We start from the raw sequence: 18,282 nt of genomic DNA, 5'->3' as shown, positions 1-18,282 counted from the left end.
CCGAAAAGGGGAGTGGGGTTATGGAGAGTATAAGCTTTAACCGGCCAAGAAGAATAAGGGTGGAACCGGGTAAAGAAAAATACGCTAATATCTCCCGGGTGGATTCCAGCCCGTTGTGGTTTAATAGCTCCCGGTTGATGGACGAGGTCTTAAAATTCCTGGAAAAAGGAAGGCCTTGTTCCATTGTTTCCCTAGGTGCGACAGAAGCTTTTGTTATGGCCCAGTATACCCTCTTTAGTGAGGAAGAGTTTATGCAGCACCCGGAGGCCCTGGTGGCTAACCGGGGTGCTCGGGGGGGACATGGACATCGGGGAATTTCTTTTCCCAATCTCCGGGCTCGGGACGATACAGTGGAGGCAATTAGAAAGGCTCATATAGTGGGTTATAACAGTTTGGTTGAACCGGCCCGGGAAATGGCGGAAAAGGTTCTGGAGGCTTATGCTATTCAACCCCGCTACTTGTTCGAGGCCAATATAAGGAGAGTCTTGTTGTTGTCGCAGAAGGAAAAGTTTGAGGCTATGTTAAGAGGCCGGAAGGTGCTGCTTATCAGTTCCCTGGCCCCCCGGCTCAAAGTGCTGCGGCAGCAGGAATACAAAGACCGATTGGACTGTGATTTGGTCGCTGCGCTTAGTATTTATGATTATGAAGAAATCCCGGAAGTAAAGAGACAGGTCGACCGTTATGACTTTGACCTCTGTCTGTTAGCCGCTGGCGTGAACGCCATCATCCTGGCAACTTATATAGCCGAATCTCTAGGTAAAGTAGCCTTTGATATCGGCTGGTGCATGGAAACCATGATCAGTGGAGAAATATTTGTCGACCCTTGGCTAGGAAATATAATCGGCCTGGAGAAACTGCTGCAGATGTAAAATTCACTCCCAAAACTCTAGATGCATTCCCCGGCCTAAATCAATGGCCACTTTGCCTTGTGCCGCCAGTTCTACCGCCAGTATTACGGCATTGGTACCGGCAGAAATAAGGGCCAGATCGAAATCAAGCTTGCTGCTTTCCTCCATTACCCACTCCAGTTCAGAGTAATTGCTTATAGAAATAGTTCCGGCCACCTCTATTCCGTATTTCTCCTGTAAGAGCAAAGCCAAGCTTCTGGCCGCTTTGCCTATCAGCAACAGGCGGTAGTGTTGCAGCAGGCTGATAAATTGATCTGATTTGGGCAAATAGGTATTGATAAAGGCATAACAGAGCTGACGGGGCTTTATATTATAATGTGAGAAAACCGCTTCCGTAAGGGGTTTCCATATAAAAACCTCATCCTGATGGAGCACTCCCACAATATCGGCCTTCTGAACTGCATCCAGCAAACGATCCCGGGCTGGATAATTGGGCAAGGTCACACCCGTCCAGTTTTCATCTTCAGCCCACCATATCTCCGCAATTTCATTTTCCGCTATGATGGTTCCCTGGGCCATAACTTGGTTTTCCGCATCTCCCACCCGCACCAGAGAAAAACCTAGCTGGTTGCGCAAACAATAATTGACCCGACTGATTATTTCCGATATTTCAGCAAAATCGTCTTTGTAGATAATAAAGCTGTCCACCGAACCCCTCCTATTGATTGAATATACCAAAGAATTATTCCCTTAAGACCAGGCTTTCTTCTTGAGCATTTATCACTATAGCTGGCTAATGCATATTATATGAAAGGTAAATACTTCTTCTAGTCATTTTATGCATTAGCCCTAAATTTTTCCCCTGTTAAGGTGAAAGGGAGAATTAATGTGAAGATTCTGCTTACCGGTGGTGCTGGTTTTATTGCTTCTCATATATGCGACCGGCTTATCAGTGAAGGGCATGAGGTGGTAGTAATCGACAACCTCTCAACGGGGAGGCTGGAGCTGTTAAATCCCCGGGCTTATTTTTACCAACTTGATCTCTGTGACCCGGCTATTGCCCTGGTATTCCAGATTGAAAAACCCGAGTTAGTAATACACCATGCGGCTCAGGTCAGCGTCAGCAACTCCCAGGAAAACCCAGTGTTTGATGCTGTTAATAATATTATTGGCTCACTAAATCTTTATGAAAACTGCCGGCAATACAAAGTGAAAAAGATAATTTATGCCTCTTCAGCCGCCATATATGGTGAGCCTTTATACCTGGGTATTGATGAAAAACACCCGGTTAAGCCCCTTTCTTTTTACGGACTTTCCAAATACCTGGCGGAAATCTATCTTAGGTATTATGCTGGGCTATTTGGCCTCAAATTTACCATCCTGCGCTATGCCAATGTTTATGGTCCGCGACAGCGTAGTGACGGGGAGGGGGGAGTAATAGCTATTTTTCTATCTTCCCTTTTAAAAGGTGAAGCCCCCATGATTTTCGGACAGGGAGAGCAAAGCCGAGATTTTATTTATGTGGCTGATATAGTTGAGGCTAATATCCAGGCTTTGACACGGGCAGAAAATGAAGTTCTCAACCTGGGAACAGGAAAAGAGCTTAGCATTAACCAGTTATATGCTAGCATAGAAGCACTTTTGTGCAGTCAACTGCAGCCGGTATATGTGCCGGAGCGGCCAGGAGATATAATGCATAGTTATTTTGACCAGCGTAAGGCTGCTGAGCTTCTTGATTGGAAGGCTTCTTATCCATTGCAAGAGGGACTGCGTAAAACCATTGAGTATATGTCTTAAGACGGAAGACAGAAGGCGGAAGACGGAGGGCGGAATGGTCGCCAGACATCGGTGATTAGAAGGGTATTGGGAAACTACATCTTACTATACAAGCGCCTACTAACTCACTTTTATCGGTGATTGTGGCCCTCGCCCTGCGGGTACCCCTGGTGCTCCACCCTTCGGGTGTCGCTAATAAGGTTGCACCCTGCGGGTACTACGGGTGTTCCATCCTTCGGATGTCACTATTAAGGTCGCGGTCATGGGGGAGAGTTAAGGAAAAAAAGTAACATCTACGGGAATTTAACATATTTTGATAATAAAGTTATTTGGAGGTGATTCTGATGGGAGATAGCACAACAGTTAGAATAAAGGTGGGAAGGAGTAGCCGTGTATCCTTGATTCCTGGCTCTTCCCCCTTTTCCATTAGAGAAGCCCCTATCGTTTCTTTCCAAAATCCCTGGCTTAACTCAGCACAATTAATGCATAAAATATGGTTGGCTTTGGAAAAAAAGCAGGGACTGTCAGTAGTTTCCATTGGTCAGACAGAGGCTTTTGTAATGGCCCAGTATGTTCTGTTCTCCGAAGAAGAATTTTTAAGTCACCGGGAGGCGGAGATAGCCAACCAGGGAAGCCGGGAAGGTTTTATGCACCGAGGTATTCGCTTTCCCAATGTAGCAGCCCGTGATGAAGCTGTTGAAGCAGTGAGAAAAGCTGATATTGTAGGCTACAATACTATTGAACCGGTAGCCCGGGATTTAACGGAAAAAGTTTTCGCCCTACACCAAATCCATCCTCGTTTTTACTTCGAAGCTCATCTGCGCCGGGTCTTGATGTTCTCTCAGAAGGAAAGATTCGAGCGGATACTGGCAGGCAGGAGAATACTGTTAATTGGAGCCCTGGCGCCACAAGCGGCCCTGGTCTTAGATACCAAATTAAAACGCCGCCTGGGTTTTGAAATAGCGGCAGCTATCCCTCTCTATGAATTTGAAGAGATACCCTGGGTAAAAGAACAGATTGCCCGCTATAATTTTGACCTTTGTTTATTGGGGGCAGGGGTAAATGCAGTAATTTTGTCTTCGTATATTGCTCGCCATTTAGGCAAGGTAGCTATAGACCTGGGTTCAGGTATGGAAAGCCTGATTACGGGGAAGATTGTGACGGATTCCTTTATTAATGAGGTTATTGGCCTTGACCGCCTGCTACAGATGTAGATGCCCGAACCCGGTTTAGTTTGCCTTCTCTGAGTGCCGGGCAACGCTCGCTTGCATATTTATGCAATCCTTATGAGATAAAGGGAGTTTTCAGTAGAGTCAAATTTTAGGAGTGAAAGAAATGAGAGTACTGGTAACGACTGGAGATTTCAGCCACTATCTCTCGCCCAATTTCCACTACCTGCTTACTGAATTAGGGAAGATGGTGGATCTACAGCTCTGGTACTGGTCGGGAGATATCAATGAAATTATTCGCAGCCTGGGCGCAAAGCCGGATTTTGTTTTTATTAATGAATTTGCGGAGACCAATTCTCCAATAATCACCGGCCTTGCGGGTTTGAGCTTACCATGGGCCGTTTTACTGCATGACCTGCATTACGAAATTGAGGCTCGTACAAGAATGTTAAGAGAGATAAATGCCCCCGGGATATTTTCTATTTACCGAGATAGGTTTTCCGATTGGTACCCGGAGTTCTGGCCGAAATTCAGGTGGCTTCCTCACCACGCCAATACTGATGTTTTTTATGATTATGCTTTGAACCGGGATATAGATTATCTGATGCTGGGAGCGGTACATGAAAGCATTTATCCCTTGCGTTGCCGAATCTTGGAGAAAATGAGCGATAAACCAGGTTTTGTTTATCATGAACATCCGGGATACCGGAACTTCTCTGAAGAAGACGGGGCTTTGGTGGGAACACGCTATGCCTGGGAGATCAACCGGGCTAAGATATTTTTTAGCTGTGACTCTATTTTTCGTTATCCGCTAGCCAAGTATTATGAAGTTCTGGCTTGTAAAACCCTGCTTCTGGCATCCGCTTCCCAGGAACTTGCTGACCTGGGCTTTTTGCCCGGGGTACATTTTGTTGATATCAATGAATACGATTTTGAGGAAAAGGCGGAATACTACTTGCAGCATGAAGAGGAACGGCTGCAAATAGCCGAACAAGGCTATGAAATGGTGCGAACCCACCATTATACCGCCAGGAGAGCCCTGGATTTAAAAATCGCCATAGAGGAGATATGCCGCGACTGGCCGGGAGCTCAGCTTAGCACTGGGAAGCAGCCGTTTTCCAGCCACAGCCGCATCCGGATAAAAAAAGGAGTACGACTATAAGTGGACAGGGAGGACATTTCTTTTGTCTCCGAGCACCCCCCTTCCCTGTCACTACTATTCTTTTGCCCTTTCGACTGAATTTGATGTAAGCAACCTCTCTTTTTGTAGATTTCCATATAGTCTGAATTTTACGAGCAACTTTGGGTGGATATGGCTCAAACACCTGGCCGAGACCTTACTATTGCATGAAGCCAGGATGCTGTGTATAATTATGAGAAAATGTTAGCCCCTGCGGGGGTTGCTTTTATTAAAGCAGGGTTTAAGTTTAAGAGTTGGGAAATAATATCCCACAAAACCCTTCTAAATCAAAATTGGAGGTGAAGAATTGATTACCAAGGATATGGTGATACAGGAAATTGTGACCAAGTACCCGCAGACCCTTCCGGTTTTCGGACAGTTCAATATGGGTTGCCTGGGATGCAGCGGGGCACTTTTTGAAACGCTTGAACAGGGGGCATTGGCTCACGGTATTGATGTTGATGCGATGTTAAAGGCTTTAAATGATTTGATAAAAAAATAACTATTCGAGATTTCCAAGAGCAGCTGAAAAACGGCTGCTTCTTTTTTTAATTTTTGCTGTTTACGGTCTCTAGTTCCGGGTTCTGAATAGTACAGTAAAAGCTTTTCTTTTTTGCGGCAGGAATTTATGTATAAATGTTGAATCAAGAATATTAATAAAGCTGTACCACGTACCAATGCAAAAATCATAATCATTGTTTTGGATGCATAAATATAATCGCTCCGTTCGCTTTTGAGGATGTGCAAATACTCGGTCTTTGTTGAGCTCTGCATAGCTTGTTTATCTTTTGCACATTCCTCGCCTTTATCTCTTTTCCTCCATATATGTTTCTAAAAAAATACTTATAAAAAGTAAAACAGATGAAAAGGGGTGTAAGATGGTGACTAAAGAGAGAGTCAAGTATCGAAGCCTGCTAGATAGTATTAACTCACCAATTCTTGCTCTGAAAAAGGATTTTAGCATATTGTACTGCAATCAGGCCTATGCTCGCCTGGCCGGTAAAACGGTGAGTGAGCTGGAAGGAGAAAATCTGCTGGAGATCTTTCCGGGAGGAGAGGATACCCCTTGCTGCCTGGCTTATTATGAGGTATTGGAAACCGGTCAGACTAGAATGGTTGAACAGCGAACCGGGAATCGTCTTTTCAGAGAGCAGATCTATCCAACCCCGTTTGGTCTTCTGTCTACAGCCGAAGATATAAGTGAAGAAAGACGTTCGGAAGAAGCCATCCGGGCGTTTGTGTCTGAACCCCGGGTCATTTTTGACGAACTGCATGATGCGGTGGTAATAAGTGATGTAACTGGCAATTGCCTGGTAGATGTCAACCGGACGGCTTGCAGTATGTTCGGCTATACCCGAGAAGAGATGCTCCGGCTTAATTTAGACGATTTGGCCGCAGGAGAGCCCCCCTATAGCCGGGAAAACCTGCTCGATTGGGCTAAGAAATCGAATGAACTGTCAGCCCGGCAAATGGAGTATAAATGCCGGGATAAGAATGGACGGGTGTTCTGGGTGGAAATGAAGATGAAACGGCTTTTTGTCGCCGAACAGGTACGGCTGCTAACAGTAATCAAGGAGATAAGCCAGGAAAAGTATAAAGAAAAGGATTTGCGTGAAAGTCAGGAGCTATACCGGGATCTTTTTAATAATTCCCCAGACTTTATGTTTATCCATGACCTAGACGGTAATTTTTTGGCAGTAAACCAGGTGGCCGAGAGAATTACCGGATTCTGGTCGGAAGAACTATTAAAAATGAAATTTTCCCAACTATTAACTAGTGAATCCCGTCCTATACTCAGCTCTATCCGCTATAAGAAGCTGGGGAAAAATGAAAATAGAACCTTTGAAGTAGAGATTGGCACCAAATTTGAGAGCAGAGTATTTTTAGACGTTAGTATCTGGCCGGTTTACCGCGATAACAAATTGAAGGCCATACGGGGTATAGCGCATGATATTACCAAACGGAAAATAGATGAAGAGCGCTTAAGAAAATCGGAACTGAGGTTACTTTCATTTATTGATTACTTGCCGGATGCTACCCTGGCCATTGACCTGGAAGGCCGGGTAGTGGTATGGAACCAGGCTATGGAGAGGTTAACCGGTATAAAGGCTAGTGAAATGCTGGGTAAGGGAGACTACGAATACGGACTGGCGTTTTATAATAGCAGGCGGCCGATTATGGTGGATCTCGTACTCCGGCCAGATGAAGTCAAGAAATTTTATTCGGTAATTGAAAAAGATAATTTAACGATAATCAGCGAATTTGATACTCCCCACCTGCGCGGCCAAGGACATTATCTATGGGGTCAGGCCCTTTGCTGGTTCGATCACGAGGGAAATCTACTGGGAGCTATTGAATCACTAAGAGACATTACGGAAAGATATAAAAGCGAGCAGGCCAATCGGAAAAAGTATGATGAATTGGCGGAACAATTGGAATGTCTGCAGGTTCTGGAAAACAAGCGGAACGGGTTTTCCTGCAGTTGCAACCGGGAAGGTGAAATAAGCTGGATAAGTAAGAGAGTAAGCAACGCCCTCGGTTTTACTCCTCAGGAATTAAGAGGGTCAAAATTCTCCTTATTAATAAAGGAAGAAGAACGGAAAATATGGGAAAAAGAAATTCAAAAAGCCCAGCAGGAAAAAGAATTTGCCGGCTTTAATCTTTCCATTGTACGGCAGGACGATACCTTGTACCCTGCCCGGGTTAGACTGAAACCTTTATTAGCTGAGGAGGAGCTGGCCGGGTTCTTGCTTGAAGTAGAAGAAAAGGATGAGTAAAATGGATAAACCAATATTTTTTGGCAACTTTATTTTTTGTTCCCTGCAACAAACACCATTACTGGGTAATGATTGCCAGGCATGTGAGTATATACGGAGCATGGAAAACGAGTATTTCTGCGTCTATGAAGCGGAAGAGGAGAATTATCCTGAAGATTGCTATCCGGTTAGAACAGTTATTGAGGTACTGCTCGATATGCTGGTTGCCGGGCAGAATGACTTGCGACTAGATGAACTGGAGAGCCTGCTGTTAAAAAAGAAATAATAAGTATATGAAGAGATGAATCATACGGGGACATTCCTCTTGCGAAGGGATGAAATCCCTGAGGAAGTCCCCAAACCTAAGAGGAAGAGCTGTGTCTTTTTTCTATAAAGTAGGACATAAAATTTCTTAAAACAACGTGAAAAACGATACAAAGTTGAATCAATAATTCACCTGTGTATCGTTTTCTTTTCTTTTTGCTGATCCTTTTTGGCTCTAGAAATCCCGATATAACGACAAAATCCAGCAGATTTGCTTAGAACAAAAAAATTGGCATGCAAATTGCAAAAGTATAAGGGCGTTACGCAAACAGTCATGTTTGTAACCCCCTTATATTTTTTTTTATAAAACTACTGCTCTGTGATGCTTAGGGCAGGCCAGGTTAAGGACAAAACCTGCTGCGAACGGAATATCTAAGGCCCTGTAACATCATAGAACAGTAGTCCCCTTTTTTTTAAAACATCGTTCTCTCATGCTTTTAAGGCATTCAATATATAGTACTCAAGTATTTCGAGTAACAAGAAAACTTACTTTAGATAAATTATTAGACAAAAAGGAGGGATAGTTCAGCATAACTACATACTTTTCCTTGAAAAAGTAAATGATACTTTAGGAAAAGCTTTACCAGAAAATAAATAGAGAAGGGGGGAATTAAATGGCTTACGAAAATATTATTCTGGAAAAAGAAGAGAAACTGGCGGTACTATACATCAACCGGCCTAAAGCAATGAATGCGCTTAATAAAGACACACTTCTGGAAATCAAAGATGCTGTTACGGCAGTTAATGATGATCCGGCGGTTGAATTGTTAATTATTACTGGAAGCGGAGACAAGTCTTTTGTCGCCGGTGCCGATATAGCTTTTATGCAAAACCTGAGTGCTATGGAAGCACGGGAATTCGGGGCTCTGGGACAAAAGGTGTTTCGCCTGATAGAAGCGATGGAAAAACCGGTTATTGCAGCAGTTAATGGATTTGCCCTGGGGGGCGGATGCGAATTGGCAATGTGCTGCGATTTTCGCATTGCTGCCAGCAATGCCAAGTTTGGGCAACCGGAAGTCGGGCTGGGAATCACTCCTGGTTTTGGCGGCACTCAGCGTCTACCCAGGTTAGTTGGCCCGGGAATGGCCAAACAATTATTGTACACAGCCGATGTAATTAATGCTGATGAAGCTTTCCGCATTGGCCTGGTTAATAAAGTAGTGCAACCGGAAGAATTATTACCTGAAGTAAAAAAAATAGCCGGGCGTATTTTAAGCAAAGGTCAGCTCGCTGTTCGCTTATCCAAAGCAGCGGCCAATGAAGGCATGCAGACCGATATTGACCGGGCTATGAGTATAGAAGCGGATGCTTTTGGTCTTTGTTTTGCAACACAGGATCAGAAGGAAGGAATGACGGCTTTTCTTGAGAAGAGAAAAGCTAATTTTATTAGTAAGTAGTTTTGCGACAAGCAAATTATTTATAAAGAATTTAGGAGGTAACTACTATGAAGATAATGGTGCTTGGTGCAGGTACCATGGGAGCAGGCATTGTGCAGACTGCGGCGCAGGCAGGCTTCGAGGTAGTTGTACGCGATATCAAGCAGGAATTTGTGGACCGGGGTATTGCCGGAATTGACAAGCTGCTGAGCAAGAATGTGGATAAAGGCAGAATGACGGCCGAGGATAAAGCCGCGGTTATGGGCCGAATTTCCGGAACCGTTGACATGGGTGCTGCGGCGGACTGTGATCTGGTAATCGAAGCTGCGCTGGAAGTTATGGATATCAAGAAAGCCATCTTTAAAGAATTGGATTCTATCTGCAAGCCCGAGTGCATTCTGGCCTCCAATACTTCAGCTTTGAGTGTTACTGAGATTGCTGCCGCCACGGGCAGAGCCGACAAGGTTATCGGCATGCACTTCTTCAACCCCGTACCGGCTATGAAGTTGGTTGAAGTCATTCGGGGCGCATCCACCAGCCAGGCTACTTATGATGCTATAAAAGACCTTTCCGTAAAAATGGGCAAGTCTCCGGTAGAAATCAATGAAGCCCCTGGTTTTGTGGTAAACCGCCTGTTGATTCCCATGCTGAATGAAGGTATGTATTGTTTGATGGAAGGCGTAGCCAATGCCGCCGATATTGATACTTCCATGAAATTTGGCGCCGGACATCCTATGGGACCTCTGGCCCTGGCGGATATGATTGGCTTGGATATCTGCCTGAAGATTATGGAGACCCTCTACAAAGAATTTGGCGATCCCAAATATCGTCCCTGCCCCTTGCTGGCGAAAATGGTACGGGCCAATAAACTGGGACGCAAAACCGGCGAAGGCTTCTTTGCCTACTAAAAGAGAGCAGAAGGCCGAAAAAGTATATAAGAAATATATAGAAAGGGGAAATATTAAAATGACGAGAGAAGTTGTACTGGTAGGCGCTTGCCGTACTCCGGTTGGCACCTTTGGAGGAACCCTTAAGGATGTAGGATCTGCACAATTGGGTGCAATAGTCATGGGAGAAGCCATTAAAAGGGCTGGAATCAAGGCAGAACAAATTGATGAAGTTATTTTTGGTTGTGTATTGCAGGCGGGCCTGGGACAGAATGTGGCCCGGCAGTGTATGATTAATGCTGGAATTCCCAAAGAAGTAACCGCCTTCACTATCAATAAGGTTTGCGGTTCTGGTTTAAGAGCGGTCAGCCTGGCCGCCCAGGTAATTAAAGCCGGGGATGCCGACATTATTATGGCTGGCGGAACCGAGAACATGGACAAAGCCCCCTTTATACTGCCCAATGCCCGCTGGGGATACAGAATGAGCATGCCCAAGGGAGACTTGATTGACGAAATGGTTTGGGGCGGCTTAACTGATGTTTTCAACGGCTACCACATGGGAATAACCGCTGAGAATATAAACGATATGTATGGTATTACCCGGGAGGAGCAGGATGCTTTCGGCTTCCGCAGCCAGACCCTGGCCGCTCAGGCCATTGAATCCGGCCGCTTCAAAGACGAAATAGTACCCGTGGTTATCAAGGGTAAAAAGGGTGATATCGTATTTGATACCGATGAACATCCCCGTAAGAGTACACCCGAAGCTATGGCCAAGCTGGCCCCGGCTTTCAAGAAAGGCGGCAGCGTAACCGCTGGCAACGCTTCCGGAATCAATGATGCTGCGGCTGCAGTTATCGTAATGTCCAAGGAAAAAGCCGATGAGTTGGGCATCAAGCCTATGGCCAAAGTAGTAAGCTATGCCTCCGGTGGAGTGGATCCCTCCGTTATGGGACTGGGACCGATACCGGCCAGCCGCAAAGCTCTGGAAAAAGCCGGCCTGACCATTGACGATATAGATTTGATTGAAGCTAACGAAGCTTTTGCCGCACAATCCATAGCCGTAGCTCGTGACCTGGGCTGGGCTGATAAGATGGAAAAAGTCAATGTCAACGGTGGCGCCATAGCTATTGGACATCCTATTGGATCGTCCGGGGCCAGAATTCTTGTAACTCTATTATATGAAATGCAAAAACGCGGCTCCAAGAAGGGACTGGCTACCCTCTGCATCGGTGGCGGCATGGGTACGGCTCTGATTGTTGAAGCCCTGTAATAAAAATCATTACCAATAAAAAATGAGGAGGGAATATTTTTGGCACACGAAAATTATCTTTATCAGATGCGAGACATTAAGTTCGCGGTAAAAGAATGGCTGGACATGAACAAACTATTGTCCTGTGATGCTTACAAAGATTACTATGGCATTGATGACATTGATGCCTTTCTCGATGTTAACTTCAAAGTTTGCCGTGATGTGCTTTGCCCGGCTAACAAAGAAGCCGATGACCCCGGTTGCAAGTTTGTCGGTGGCGACACCCAGGCAGTTATAACTCCTGAAGTGTTCAAGAATGCCTATAATACGGTTTGCGAAGCCGGCCTTGGACCCCAGTTCTCCGACCGTTCAGCGGAAGGCCGTATGCCCTTAGTCTGGGAGGCTCCGATTCTGGAAATGCAGTCCGGCGCATCCCCGAGTATAGTAATGTTTTGGTGTCTGACCGCGGGTGCTTGCACCGTAATCCAGCATAACGCTTCAGAAGAGCTGAAGGAACGCTTCCTGCCCAAGATGTACTCGGGTGAATGGGGCGGTACCATGGGTCTGACCGAGCCGGGTGCGGGTTCCGAAGTCGGCGCGGTTGCCACTAAATGCTTCCCCACCGACACCCCGGGTCTGTACAAGATTAAAGGCCAGAAGTGCTTTATTACTTCCGGTGACCATGACCTCGCTTCGAACATTATCCACCTCGTGCTGGCCAAGACCCCGGATGCAAAACCAGGTACCTCTGGCATTAACTGCTTAATAGTTCCCAAGTTCTGGGTAAACGAAGATGGAACCCAGGGAGCATGGAATGATGTTACCTCCACCGGTATTGAGCACAAAATGGGAATCCACGGTTCTTCCACCCTGTCCCTATCCTTTGGTGAAAACGACAATTGCTATGGCTGGATGATCGGTGATGGACCGGTAGACGGCCGCGGCAAAGGGATGGCGCAGATGTTCCAGATGATGAACGAAGAGCGTCTGAACACCGGAACCTTCGCCCAGGGCTGCATCGGCTCAGCCTACTACGCAGCTCTGGATTATTGCAAGATGCGCGTGCAGAGCCCCAAGTTCACCGATCCGAAGGGCCCCAGTGTCCGGATCATCGAGCACGAAGACGTCCGCCGTATGCTGTTGTTCCAGAAGTCTATAATGGAAGCCTGCCGGGCGCTGCTCTACACCACTTATTTCTATCAGGATCTGTCCCATGATGCTGCCGATCCAGCAGAGAGGGAATACTATGATGACATGACCATGATCCAAATCCCGCTGTGCAAGGCCTACGTTTCGGATATGGCGTGGATTAGCACCGAGCAAGCGATTCAGTGCCTCGGCGGCTACGGCTTCATCGAAGAGTATGCCCCGGCTGAGTTGGCTCGTGACTGCAAGATCTACTCCCTGTGGGAAGGCACCAACTTCATTCAGGCGCAAGACTTCAACAACCGCAAGACCACCATGAAGAAGGGCGAGCCGATGAAGAAATGGGTTGCGCAAATCGCCGATTTCCTGGCTACGAAAAAGGATCCCGCGTTCGCCGATGAATTTGCTATGATGGATGATGCCTTCAGTGCTTACAATGAAATCCTAAGCACCAAAGAAGCCTGGAGGGCCAGCAATCCGCAACTGGTTCAGCTCTTTGCGACCCGGATGCTGCATGCGGCTTCGATGATGATCTGCGGCAAGCTGATGCTCGACCAGGCCCTGCTGGCTGCCAAAAAGCTCGCGGAACTGGGTGAAGACCACTTCGATGCCATGTTCTATAAGGGCAAAATTGCCACCGCCAGGTTCTATGTAATGAATGTTGTTCCCGGCGTCTTCGGAACCTTGAAAGCTATGAAAGTTGCCGACACCAGCGCTATTGACATGCCCGAAGAAGCGTTTATGTAATTTAATTAAGATGGATAATGCCCAATAGGGCAGCCATAATTAACGATCCGATTATTGCTAGCCCCGTCTCCCGGAATCCAAGTGGATTACGGGAGACCCGGGCTACATGGCTGTTAAAGAGCTTATTTGAGCAAAAGCTCATATTAAACAGTCAGGGTGCATTGCGGATGTTGATGAAATACCAGGGTTTTATAAATACGAAAATGAATGAGGAAGGGCGATAACTAAAATCCTCGGATACAGAAAGATTAAAAGAGCTGATCTTAATAATGAGTGCGGAATTCTAAGAATTCCGCGCTAGTTATAAATAGAAAGAGAATACATGAAAATTGTGGAAGATAGGAAACAAGAGGAGGCGGTTAAATGTATCAAAAGTTATTAGAAGAATATAAAAGCAAGTTAGTAACAGCTGATGAGGCAGCCAAACAGGTAAAATCCGGTGATTGGGTGGAATATGGCTTTGGGATTAACTGTGCTCGGGATTTTGATGAAGCCCTGGCCAAACGCAAAGATGAACTCGAAGATGTTAAAATACGTTGTGATATAGGAGCTTACCAGCACTTTACGGCTGAAGTTGACCCTGACAATAAGCATTTTACCTGGAATAGCTGGCATGTTGCCGGACATGACCGAAAGTTTATAAATAAGAACCTTTTTTATATTCCTATGAAGTTTCACGAAAACCCCATGATGACCCGAAAAGACTGTGTTCCTACTAATGTTGCGGTTATTCAGTGTACAGCTATGGATAAACACGGATATTTTAATTTTGGGGGGAGTTCGGTCAACTGTTGTGCAATGATGGAAACTGCCCGGGTTACCATTCTGGAAGTAAATGAAAAGATGCCACGATGCCTGGGTGGTAATCAGGAATGTCTTCATATTTCGCAGGTTGACTATATTATCCAAAGTAAAAACGAGCCGATTGCGACTATTGGTTCAGCTGAACCTAGCCCGGTGGAGATTGCTATGGCTCAGCATATTATTGAACGTTTATACGATGGCAACTGCATTCAGCTGGGAATAGGTGGTACTCCAAATGCAGTCGGCAGCATGGTGGCTGCTTCTGATTTAAAGGATCTGGGAGTACACACCGAAATGTATGTTGATGCCTATCTCTTAATGGCCAAGGCCGGCAAAATTACCGGCGCCAGGAAAAGCATCGACAAATACAAACAAGTATATTCCTTTGCCATGGGAAGTCAAGAATTATATGACTATATAGATGACAACCCGGGCCTGGCTTCTTATTCGGTGGATTACACCAACAATCCCTGGGTGGTGGCCCAGATAGACGACTTTGTTTCCATCAATGCCTGCATCGAAGTTGATTTGTATGGCCAGGTATGTGCAGAAAGTGTTGGCACCAGGCATATTAGCGGAACCGGTGGGCAGTTGGATTTTGTTGAAGGAGCTTACAAGTCCAAGAATGGGCAGAGTTTTATATGTCTTCCTTCCACTATTGAAATTAAAGGTGAGGTAACATCAAGAATCAAGCCAATCCTTACTCCTGGAGCCATAGTTACCGATCCAAGGACTGCCACTCATATGATGGTAACCGAATTTGGTATTGCTACATTGAAAGGCAGAAGCACCTGGGAACGGGCTGAAGAATTGATTAAAATAGCTCATCCTGATTTCCAGGATGAACTGGTTAAAGAAGCCCAAAAGATGAATATTTGGAGAAAGAGCAACAAGATAGGTTAGGGATAGCCTGAGGCGGCAGGGGGGCTAGTGGCAGCTAGATTTACCCTGCCGCCCCGGCATCATCAATAATATCCAAGTTTTATCATAAGAATGAAGACAACAGAGCGAAAATCATTCCAAGGGGAAAAAGCTGTGATGCCTTTTACCCTCTTATTCCATATTTTGCTGCTTTCCTAACTACTGTAGGCTGGCTAATACCCAATGCTCTGGCCACCTCATAGGTAGACTTGCAGACTGAAAAGGCATTTTCCAGTATTCTTCTTTCCGTATTCTCCAGGGCATCCTGCAGTCGAACGATTCCGTGTTCATTATCAGATTTATTTTCGGGTTTCAGTTCCGACCAGGCAGAGAGATCGTGAGCGGTAATAGTTTGGTTGAGGCTGGTTACTACCAGGCGCTCGACCAGGTTTTCCAACTCCCTAACATTGCCCGGCCAGTCATATTCCATGAAATAAGCCAGGATACTGCCGGATAGCTTCTTGTTCATTCCATGCTTCTGGTTAAAATTATCCAGAAAATGATTGGCCAGAATAGGGATATCTTCCCGGCGCTCGCGCAGAGGCGGAACGGTAATGGGTATAACATTCAAGCGATAAAAAAGGTCTTTGCGGAACAGCTTTTTCTCCACCATTTCCTTGAGATTATAATTGGTGCCAGCGATTATTCGCACATCCACCTTTATGGGTTTGGTGCCTCCTACCCGCAAAATTTCTTTATCCTGCAATACTCTCAGCAGTTTAACCTGCAGGCTTAGAGGGAGGTCACCGATTTCATCCAGAAACAAGATGCCTTGATCGGCCACTTCAAACATGCCGACCTTGCCTTGCTTGCTGGCTCCCGTAAAGGCTCCCGGTTCATAGCCAAAAAGCTCAGATTCCAGTAAATTTTCGGGAATAGCCCCACAGTTTATCTTTATCATCGGTTGCTCTCTGCGGTTGCTGTTGCTGTGTATGGTATTGGCCACCAGTTCCTTGCCCACCCCGGATTCGCCTTGTATGAGGACAGTAGAATCCACTGCTGCTATTCGGACTACCATACTGATTAATTCCCGCATTTTACTGGAGTGAATTACACACTGGGTACGTAGTTTCATTTCCTGCAATTCACTCTGGAAGAAACGGCTAAGCTCTTCAGCGTGTCCCAATTTCTCCTGCAGTTCGTTCAACTCGCTGATGTCCCGAACATTGGTTACCACCAGGATAATGTTGCCATGTTCATCGCGTATGGGTGTACTGGTTACCAGGGCGGTTTTTCCGGTTTTTGCCTGCAAAGTAATAGTTACCTGATCCTGTTTCTCTAAAGCCAGCAGGGTGCCGCTGCGGGAGTAGACACCTTCAGCCACCAGTTCTCTCATATTGCGACCTATACATTCCTCGGCTTTTACTCCGAGTATGCGTTCAAAAGCCTCGTTAAGCCTCAGGGTATTGGCTTCGCCATCCGTAATGTAAAGCCCATCATAGGAGGATTCGAAAACCGCATCCAATTCCCGTTCCCGCAGGCCTACCATCTTTTTGAATTCCCGCTCCAGCTCATTTAATTCTGTTATATCGCGAACATTGGTAACTACCAGCATAATATTACCTTGATCATCGAAAATGGGTGTGCTGGTAACCAGAACCTCCTTGCCGGTTCTGGTCACCAGAGTAATGGTGGCTCTTTCTCTCTTTTCCAGGACTAGCAACGTTCCTGAACCGGAGAAATAACCTTCGTCCACCAGTTCTTTCATATTGCGCCCGACACACTCTTGCGCTGTTACCCCGGTAATACGTTCGAAGGCCTGATTAAGGCGCAGGGTGTTGGCTTCACCATCGGTAATAAAAATACCATCAAAAGAGGAATCCAGAATAGTATCCAGTTCACGATCGCGCAATCCTATATGTTTAAGCCTGCGCTCCAACTCGTTAAGTTCGGTAATATCGCGAACATTGGTAATAATAAAAGCAATATTGCCTTGCTCATCGAAAATGGGTGTGCTGGTGACCAGGACCTCTTTGCCGGTTCTGGCTACCAGAGTAATAGTGGTTCGCTCCTGTTTCTCCAGGGCCAGCAAGGTGCCGGAATCGGAAAAGACCCCGGTATCAACTAATTCACGCATATTAGAACCAACGCATTCTTCCATACTGATTCCGGTTATACGCACAAATCCCTGGTTGAGGCGCAAAGTGTTTCCTTCTCCATCAGTTAAATAAAGACCATCGAAAGAAGATTCGAAAATAGCATCCAATTGCCGGTTAAGTTCCCGAGTGCGGGCCAGTTCTTCAGCAATATGCTCCAGTTCGGAGATATCTTGCAGGACGGCCACCGCTCCGGCAATTCTTCCATTCTTATACAAGGGAGTACGGTTGGTAAGAAGGATCTTGTCCTGATATTGAATCTTGCGGGTGGCCTGGGTTTGACCCGTGGTCAAGACCTCGTTCAGCTTGCTGTTGGTAAAGATATCAGTGACTTTTTTACCGCGAGCTTCAGAGGCACTAATACCAGTGGATTTTTCCAGGGCGCGGTTAAGAAGGTTAATTCTTCCTTCCCCGTCAATGGAAATAACCGGGTTATAAATAGAATTGAAACAGGCCTCCCATTCGCTGGCGTTTTTATGCCATATTCGGCAGAGTTGCCATATAAGATGGAAATAACTATCCTTGATATAGTTATTTCCTGGTGAAGTATCCTGTTCTGAAGCAAAGGAATCCTCAAAAACTAAATGCAGTTCATGAATGAATTCAATAAACTGTGGATTAGAAGGCATAATCTGCTGAACCGGGGTATCGGGTGCCAGTCCGATATCGTTAGCTTCTACAATATTTTGGGGAAAAATCCTGCCGATAATCTGCTTTTTTTCGTCAGATACCAGTAGGAATTCGATATCATTCCGCTTGAAAATCGAGGATACATCCTGGAGGTTGGTATCATATCGAACTACAAAAGGGCTTAAACTTGTTTCGCTGGAATTCATCCAATTTCATCCTCCTGTCGAACTAATTATATCATAAGTAGAGCTACAGGAGATGAAGGCATTATTTGGGCACAACAATTACCCAACCAGTAAAGCACTGGTCGGGTAATTGTTAGTCATTGCCATTGAATATCGTTTTTTTTGAAAGCAATACTAGTGTTTAGAAC

At 45.7% G+C, this 18,282-nt stretch carries 15 protein-coding genes; 13 read left to right on the top strand and 2 right to left on the bottom strand.

Annotation, left to right across the window (positions count from 1 at the left end):
* Window positions 1-20 precede the first annotated feature (20 nt).
* The gene (locus SWOL_RS10045) at window positions 21-869 is read left to right on the top strand and encodes a GT-D fold domain-containing glycosyltransferase (protein WP_011641334.1); all 849 of its coding nucleotides are present in this window, start codon (window positions 21-23) and stop codon (window positions 867-869) included.
* Window positions 870-872: 3 nt separating this feature from the next.
* Here SWOL_RS10045 and SWOL_RS10040 read toward each other — a convergent pair whose 3' ends face one another.
* Window positions 873-1,556 carry a GT-D fold domain-containing protein gene (locus SWOL_RS10040; protein WP_041427521.1) on the bottom strand — a complete coding sequence of 228 codons (684 nt, stop codon included), beginning with the start codon at window positions 1,554-1,556 and terminating at the stop codon, window positions 873-875.
* A gap of 180 nt (window positions 1,557-1,736) precedes the next feature.
* Here SWOL_RS10040 and SWOL_RS10035 point away from each other — a divergent pair, with 180 nt between their 5' ends.
* The 12 genes from SWOL_RS10035 (at window position 1,737) to SWOL_RS09985 (ending at window position 15,165) form a co-directional block, all read left to right on the top strand.
* Complete coding sequence (locus tag SWOL_RS10035) at window positions 1,737-2,645, top strand: NAD-dependent epimerase/dehydratase family protein (RefSeq protein ID WP_011641332.1); 909 nt, start codon at window positions 1,737-1,739, stop codon at window positions 2,643-2,645.
* 323 nt (window positions 2,646-2,968) lie between these two features.
* Complete coding sequence (locus SWOL_RS10030) at window positions 2,969-3,838, top strand: GT-D fold domain-containing glycosyltransferase (protein WP_011641331.1); 870 nt, start codon at window positions 2,969-2,971, stop codon at window positions 3,836-3,838.
* 121 nt (window positions 3,839-3,959) lie between these two features.
* Window positions 3,960-4,955: a glycosyltransferase gene (locus tag SWOL_RS10025; RefSeq protein WP_011641330.1), complete on the top strand. Its 996-nt coding sequence runs from the start codon at window positions 3,960-3,962 to the stop codon at window positions 4,953-4,955.
* A 325-nt stretch (window positions 4,956-5,280) separates the two neighbouring features.
* Window positions 5,281-5,475 carry a DUF1858 domain-containing protein gene (locus SWOL_RS10020; RefSeq protein WP_011641329.1) on the top strand — a complete coding sequence of 65 codons (195 nt, stop codon included), beginning with the start codon at window positions 5,281-5,283 and terminating at the stop codon, window positions 5,473-5,475.
* Between the two features lie 376 nt (window positions 5,476-5,851).
* On the top strand, window positions 5,852-7,750 hold the full coding sequence (locus tag SWOL_RS10015; RefSeq protein WP_011641328.1) for a PAS domain S-box protein: 1,899 nt from the start codon (window positions 5,852-5,854) through the stop codon (window positions 7,748-7,750).
* A gap of 1 nt (window position 7,751) precedes the next feature.
* On the top strand, window positions 7,752-8,015 hold the full coding sequence (locus tag SWOL_RS10010; protein ID WP_011641327.1) for a hypothetical protein: 264 nt from the start codon (window positions 7,752-7,754) through the stop codon (window positions 8,013-8,015).
* A 652-nt stretch (window positions 8,016-8,667) separates the two neighbouring features.
* Window positions 8,668-9,450 carry a short-chain-enoyl-CoA hydratase gene (locus SWOL_RS10005; RefSeq protein WP_011641326.1) on the top strand — a complete coding sequence of 261 codons (783 nt, stop codon included), beginning with the start codon at window positions 8,668-8,670 and terminating at the stop codon, window positions 9,448-9,450.
* Window positions 9,451-9,497: 47 nt separating this feature from the next.
* Window positions 9,498-10,337, top strand: a complete 840-nt coding sequence (locus tag SWOL_RS10000; protein WP_011641325.1) for a 3-hydroxybutyryl-CoA dehydrogenase — start codon at window positions 9,498-9,500, stop codon at window positions 10,335-10,337.
* A 58-nt stretch (window positions 10,338-10,395) separates the two neighbouring features.
* A complete protein-coding gene (locus tag SWOL_RS09995; protein ID WP_011641324.1) occupies window positions 10,396-11,586 on the top strand; it encodes an acetyl-CoA C-acetyltransferase in 1,191 nt (396 codons plus the stop codon).
* 39 nt (window positions 11,587-11,625) lie between these two features.
* Window positions 11,626-13,458, top strand: a complete 1,833-nt coding sequence (locus SWOL_RS09990) for an acyl-CoA dehydrogenase family protein (RefSeq protein ID WP_011641323.1) — start codon at window positions 11,626-11,628, stop codon at window positions 13,456-13,458.
* 17 nt (window positions 13,459-13,475) lie between these two features.
* Window positions 13,476-13,682 carry a hypothetical protein gene (locus SWOL_RS14385; protein WP_155814201.1) on the top strand — a complete coding sequence of 69 codons (207 nt, stop codon included), beginning with the start codon at window positions 13,476-13,478 and terminating at the stop codon, window positions 13,680-13,682.
* A 139-nt stretch (window positions 13,683-13,821) separates the two neighbouring features.
* Window positions 13,822-15,165, top strand: coding sequence for an acetyl-CoA hydrolase/transferase family protein (locus SWOL_RS09985; protein ID WP_011641322.1), 1,344 nt, complete (start codon window positions 13,822-13,824; stop codon window positions 15,163-15,165).
* A gap of 142 nt (window positions 15,166-15,307) precedes the next feature.
* Here SWOL_RS09985 and SWOL_RS13690 read toward each other — a convergent pair whose 3' ends face one another.
* Complete coding sequence (locus tag SWOL_RS13690; protein ID WP_011641321.1) at window positions 15,308-18,115, bottom strand: sigma 54-interacting transcriptional regulator; 2,808 nt, start codon at window positions 18,113-18,115, stop codon at window positions 15,308-15,310.
* Window positions 18,116-18,282: the final 167 nt, after the last annotated feature.

It is taken from the genome of Syntrophomonas wolfei subsp. wolfei str. Goettingen G311, from assembly GCF_000014725.1.
GTDB classification, from domain to species: Bacteria; Bacillota; Syntrophomonadia; order Syntrophomonadales; family Syntrophomonadaceae; genus Syntrophomonas; species Syntrophomonas wolfei.
This window is presented reverse-complemented; position numbering and strand designations above follow the sequence as displayed.

Bases quoted from the DNA above. Each gene is read 5' to 3' on its own strand.
- SWOL_RS10045 (WP_011641334.1), top strand. From the start codon at position 21: ATGGAGAGTATAAGCTTTAACCGGCCAAGAAGAATAAGGGTGGAACCG.
- SWOL_RS10030 (WP_011641331.1), top strand. From the start codon at position 2,969: ATGGGAGATAGCACAACAGTTAGAATAAAGGTGGGAAGGAGTAGCCGT.
- SWOL_RS10025 (WP_011641330.1), top strand. From the start codon at position 3,960: ATGAGAGTACTGGTAACGACTGGAGATTTCAGCCACTATCTCTCGCCC.
- SWOL_RS10015 (WP_011641328.1), top strand. From the start codon at position 5,852: ATGGTGACTAAAGAGAGAGTCAAGTATCGAAGCCTGCTAGATAGTATT.
- SWOL_RS10010 (WP_011641327.1), top strand. From the start codon at position 7,752: ATGGATAAACCAATATTTTTTGGCAACTTTATTTTTTGTTCCCTGCAA.
- SWOL_RS10005 (WP_011641326.1), top strand. From the start codon at position 8,668: ATGGCTTACGAAAATATTATTCTGGAAAAAGAAGAGAAACTGGCGGTA.
- SWOL_RS10000 (WP_011641325.1), top strand. From the start codon at position 9,498: ATGAAGATAATGGTGCTTGGTGCAGGTACCATGGGAGCAGGCATTGTG.
- SWOL_RS09995 (WP_011641324.1), top strand. From the start codon at position 10,396: ATGACGAGAGAAGTTGTACTGGTAGGCGCTTGCCGTACTCCGGTTGGC.
- SWOL_RS14385 (WP_155814201.1), top strand. From the start codon at position 13,476: ATGCCCAATAGGGCAGCCATAATTAACGATCCGATTATTGCTAGCCCC.
- SWOL_RS09985 (WP_011641322.1), top strand. From the start codon at position 13,822: ATGTATCAAAAGTTATTAGAAGAATATAAAAGCAAGTTAGTAACAGCT.
- SWOL_RS13690 (WP_011641321.1), bottom strand. From the start codon at position 18,115: ATGAATTCCAGCGAAACAAGTTTAAGCCCTTTTGTAGTTCGATATGAT.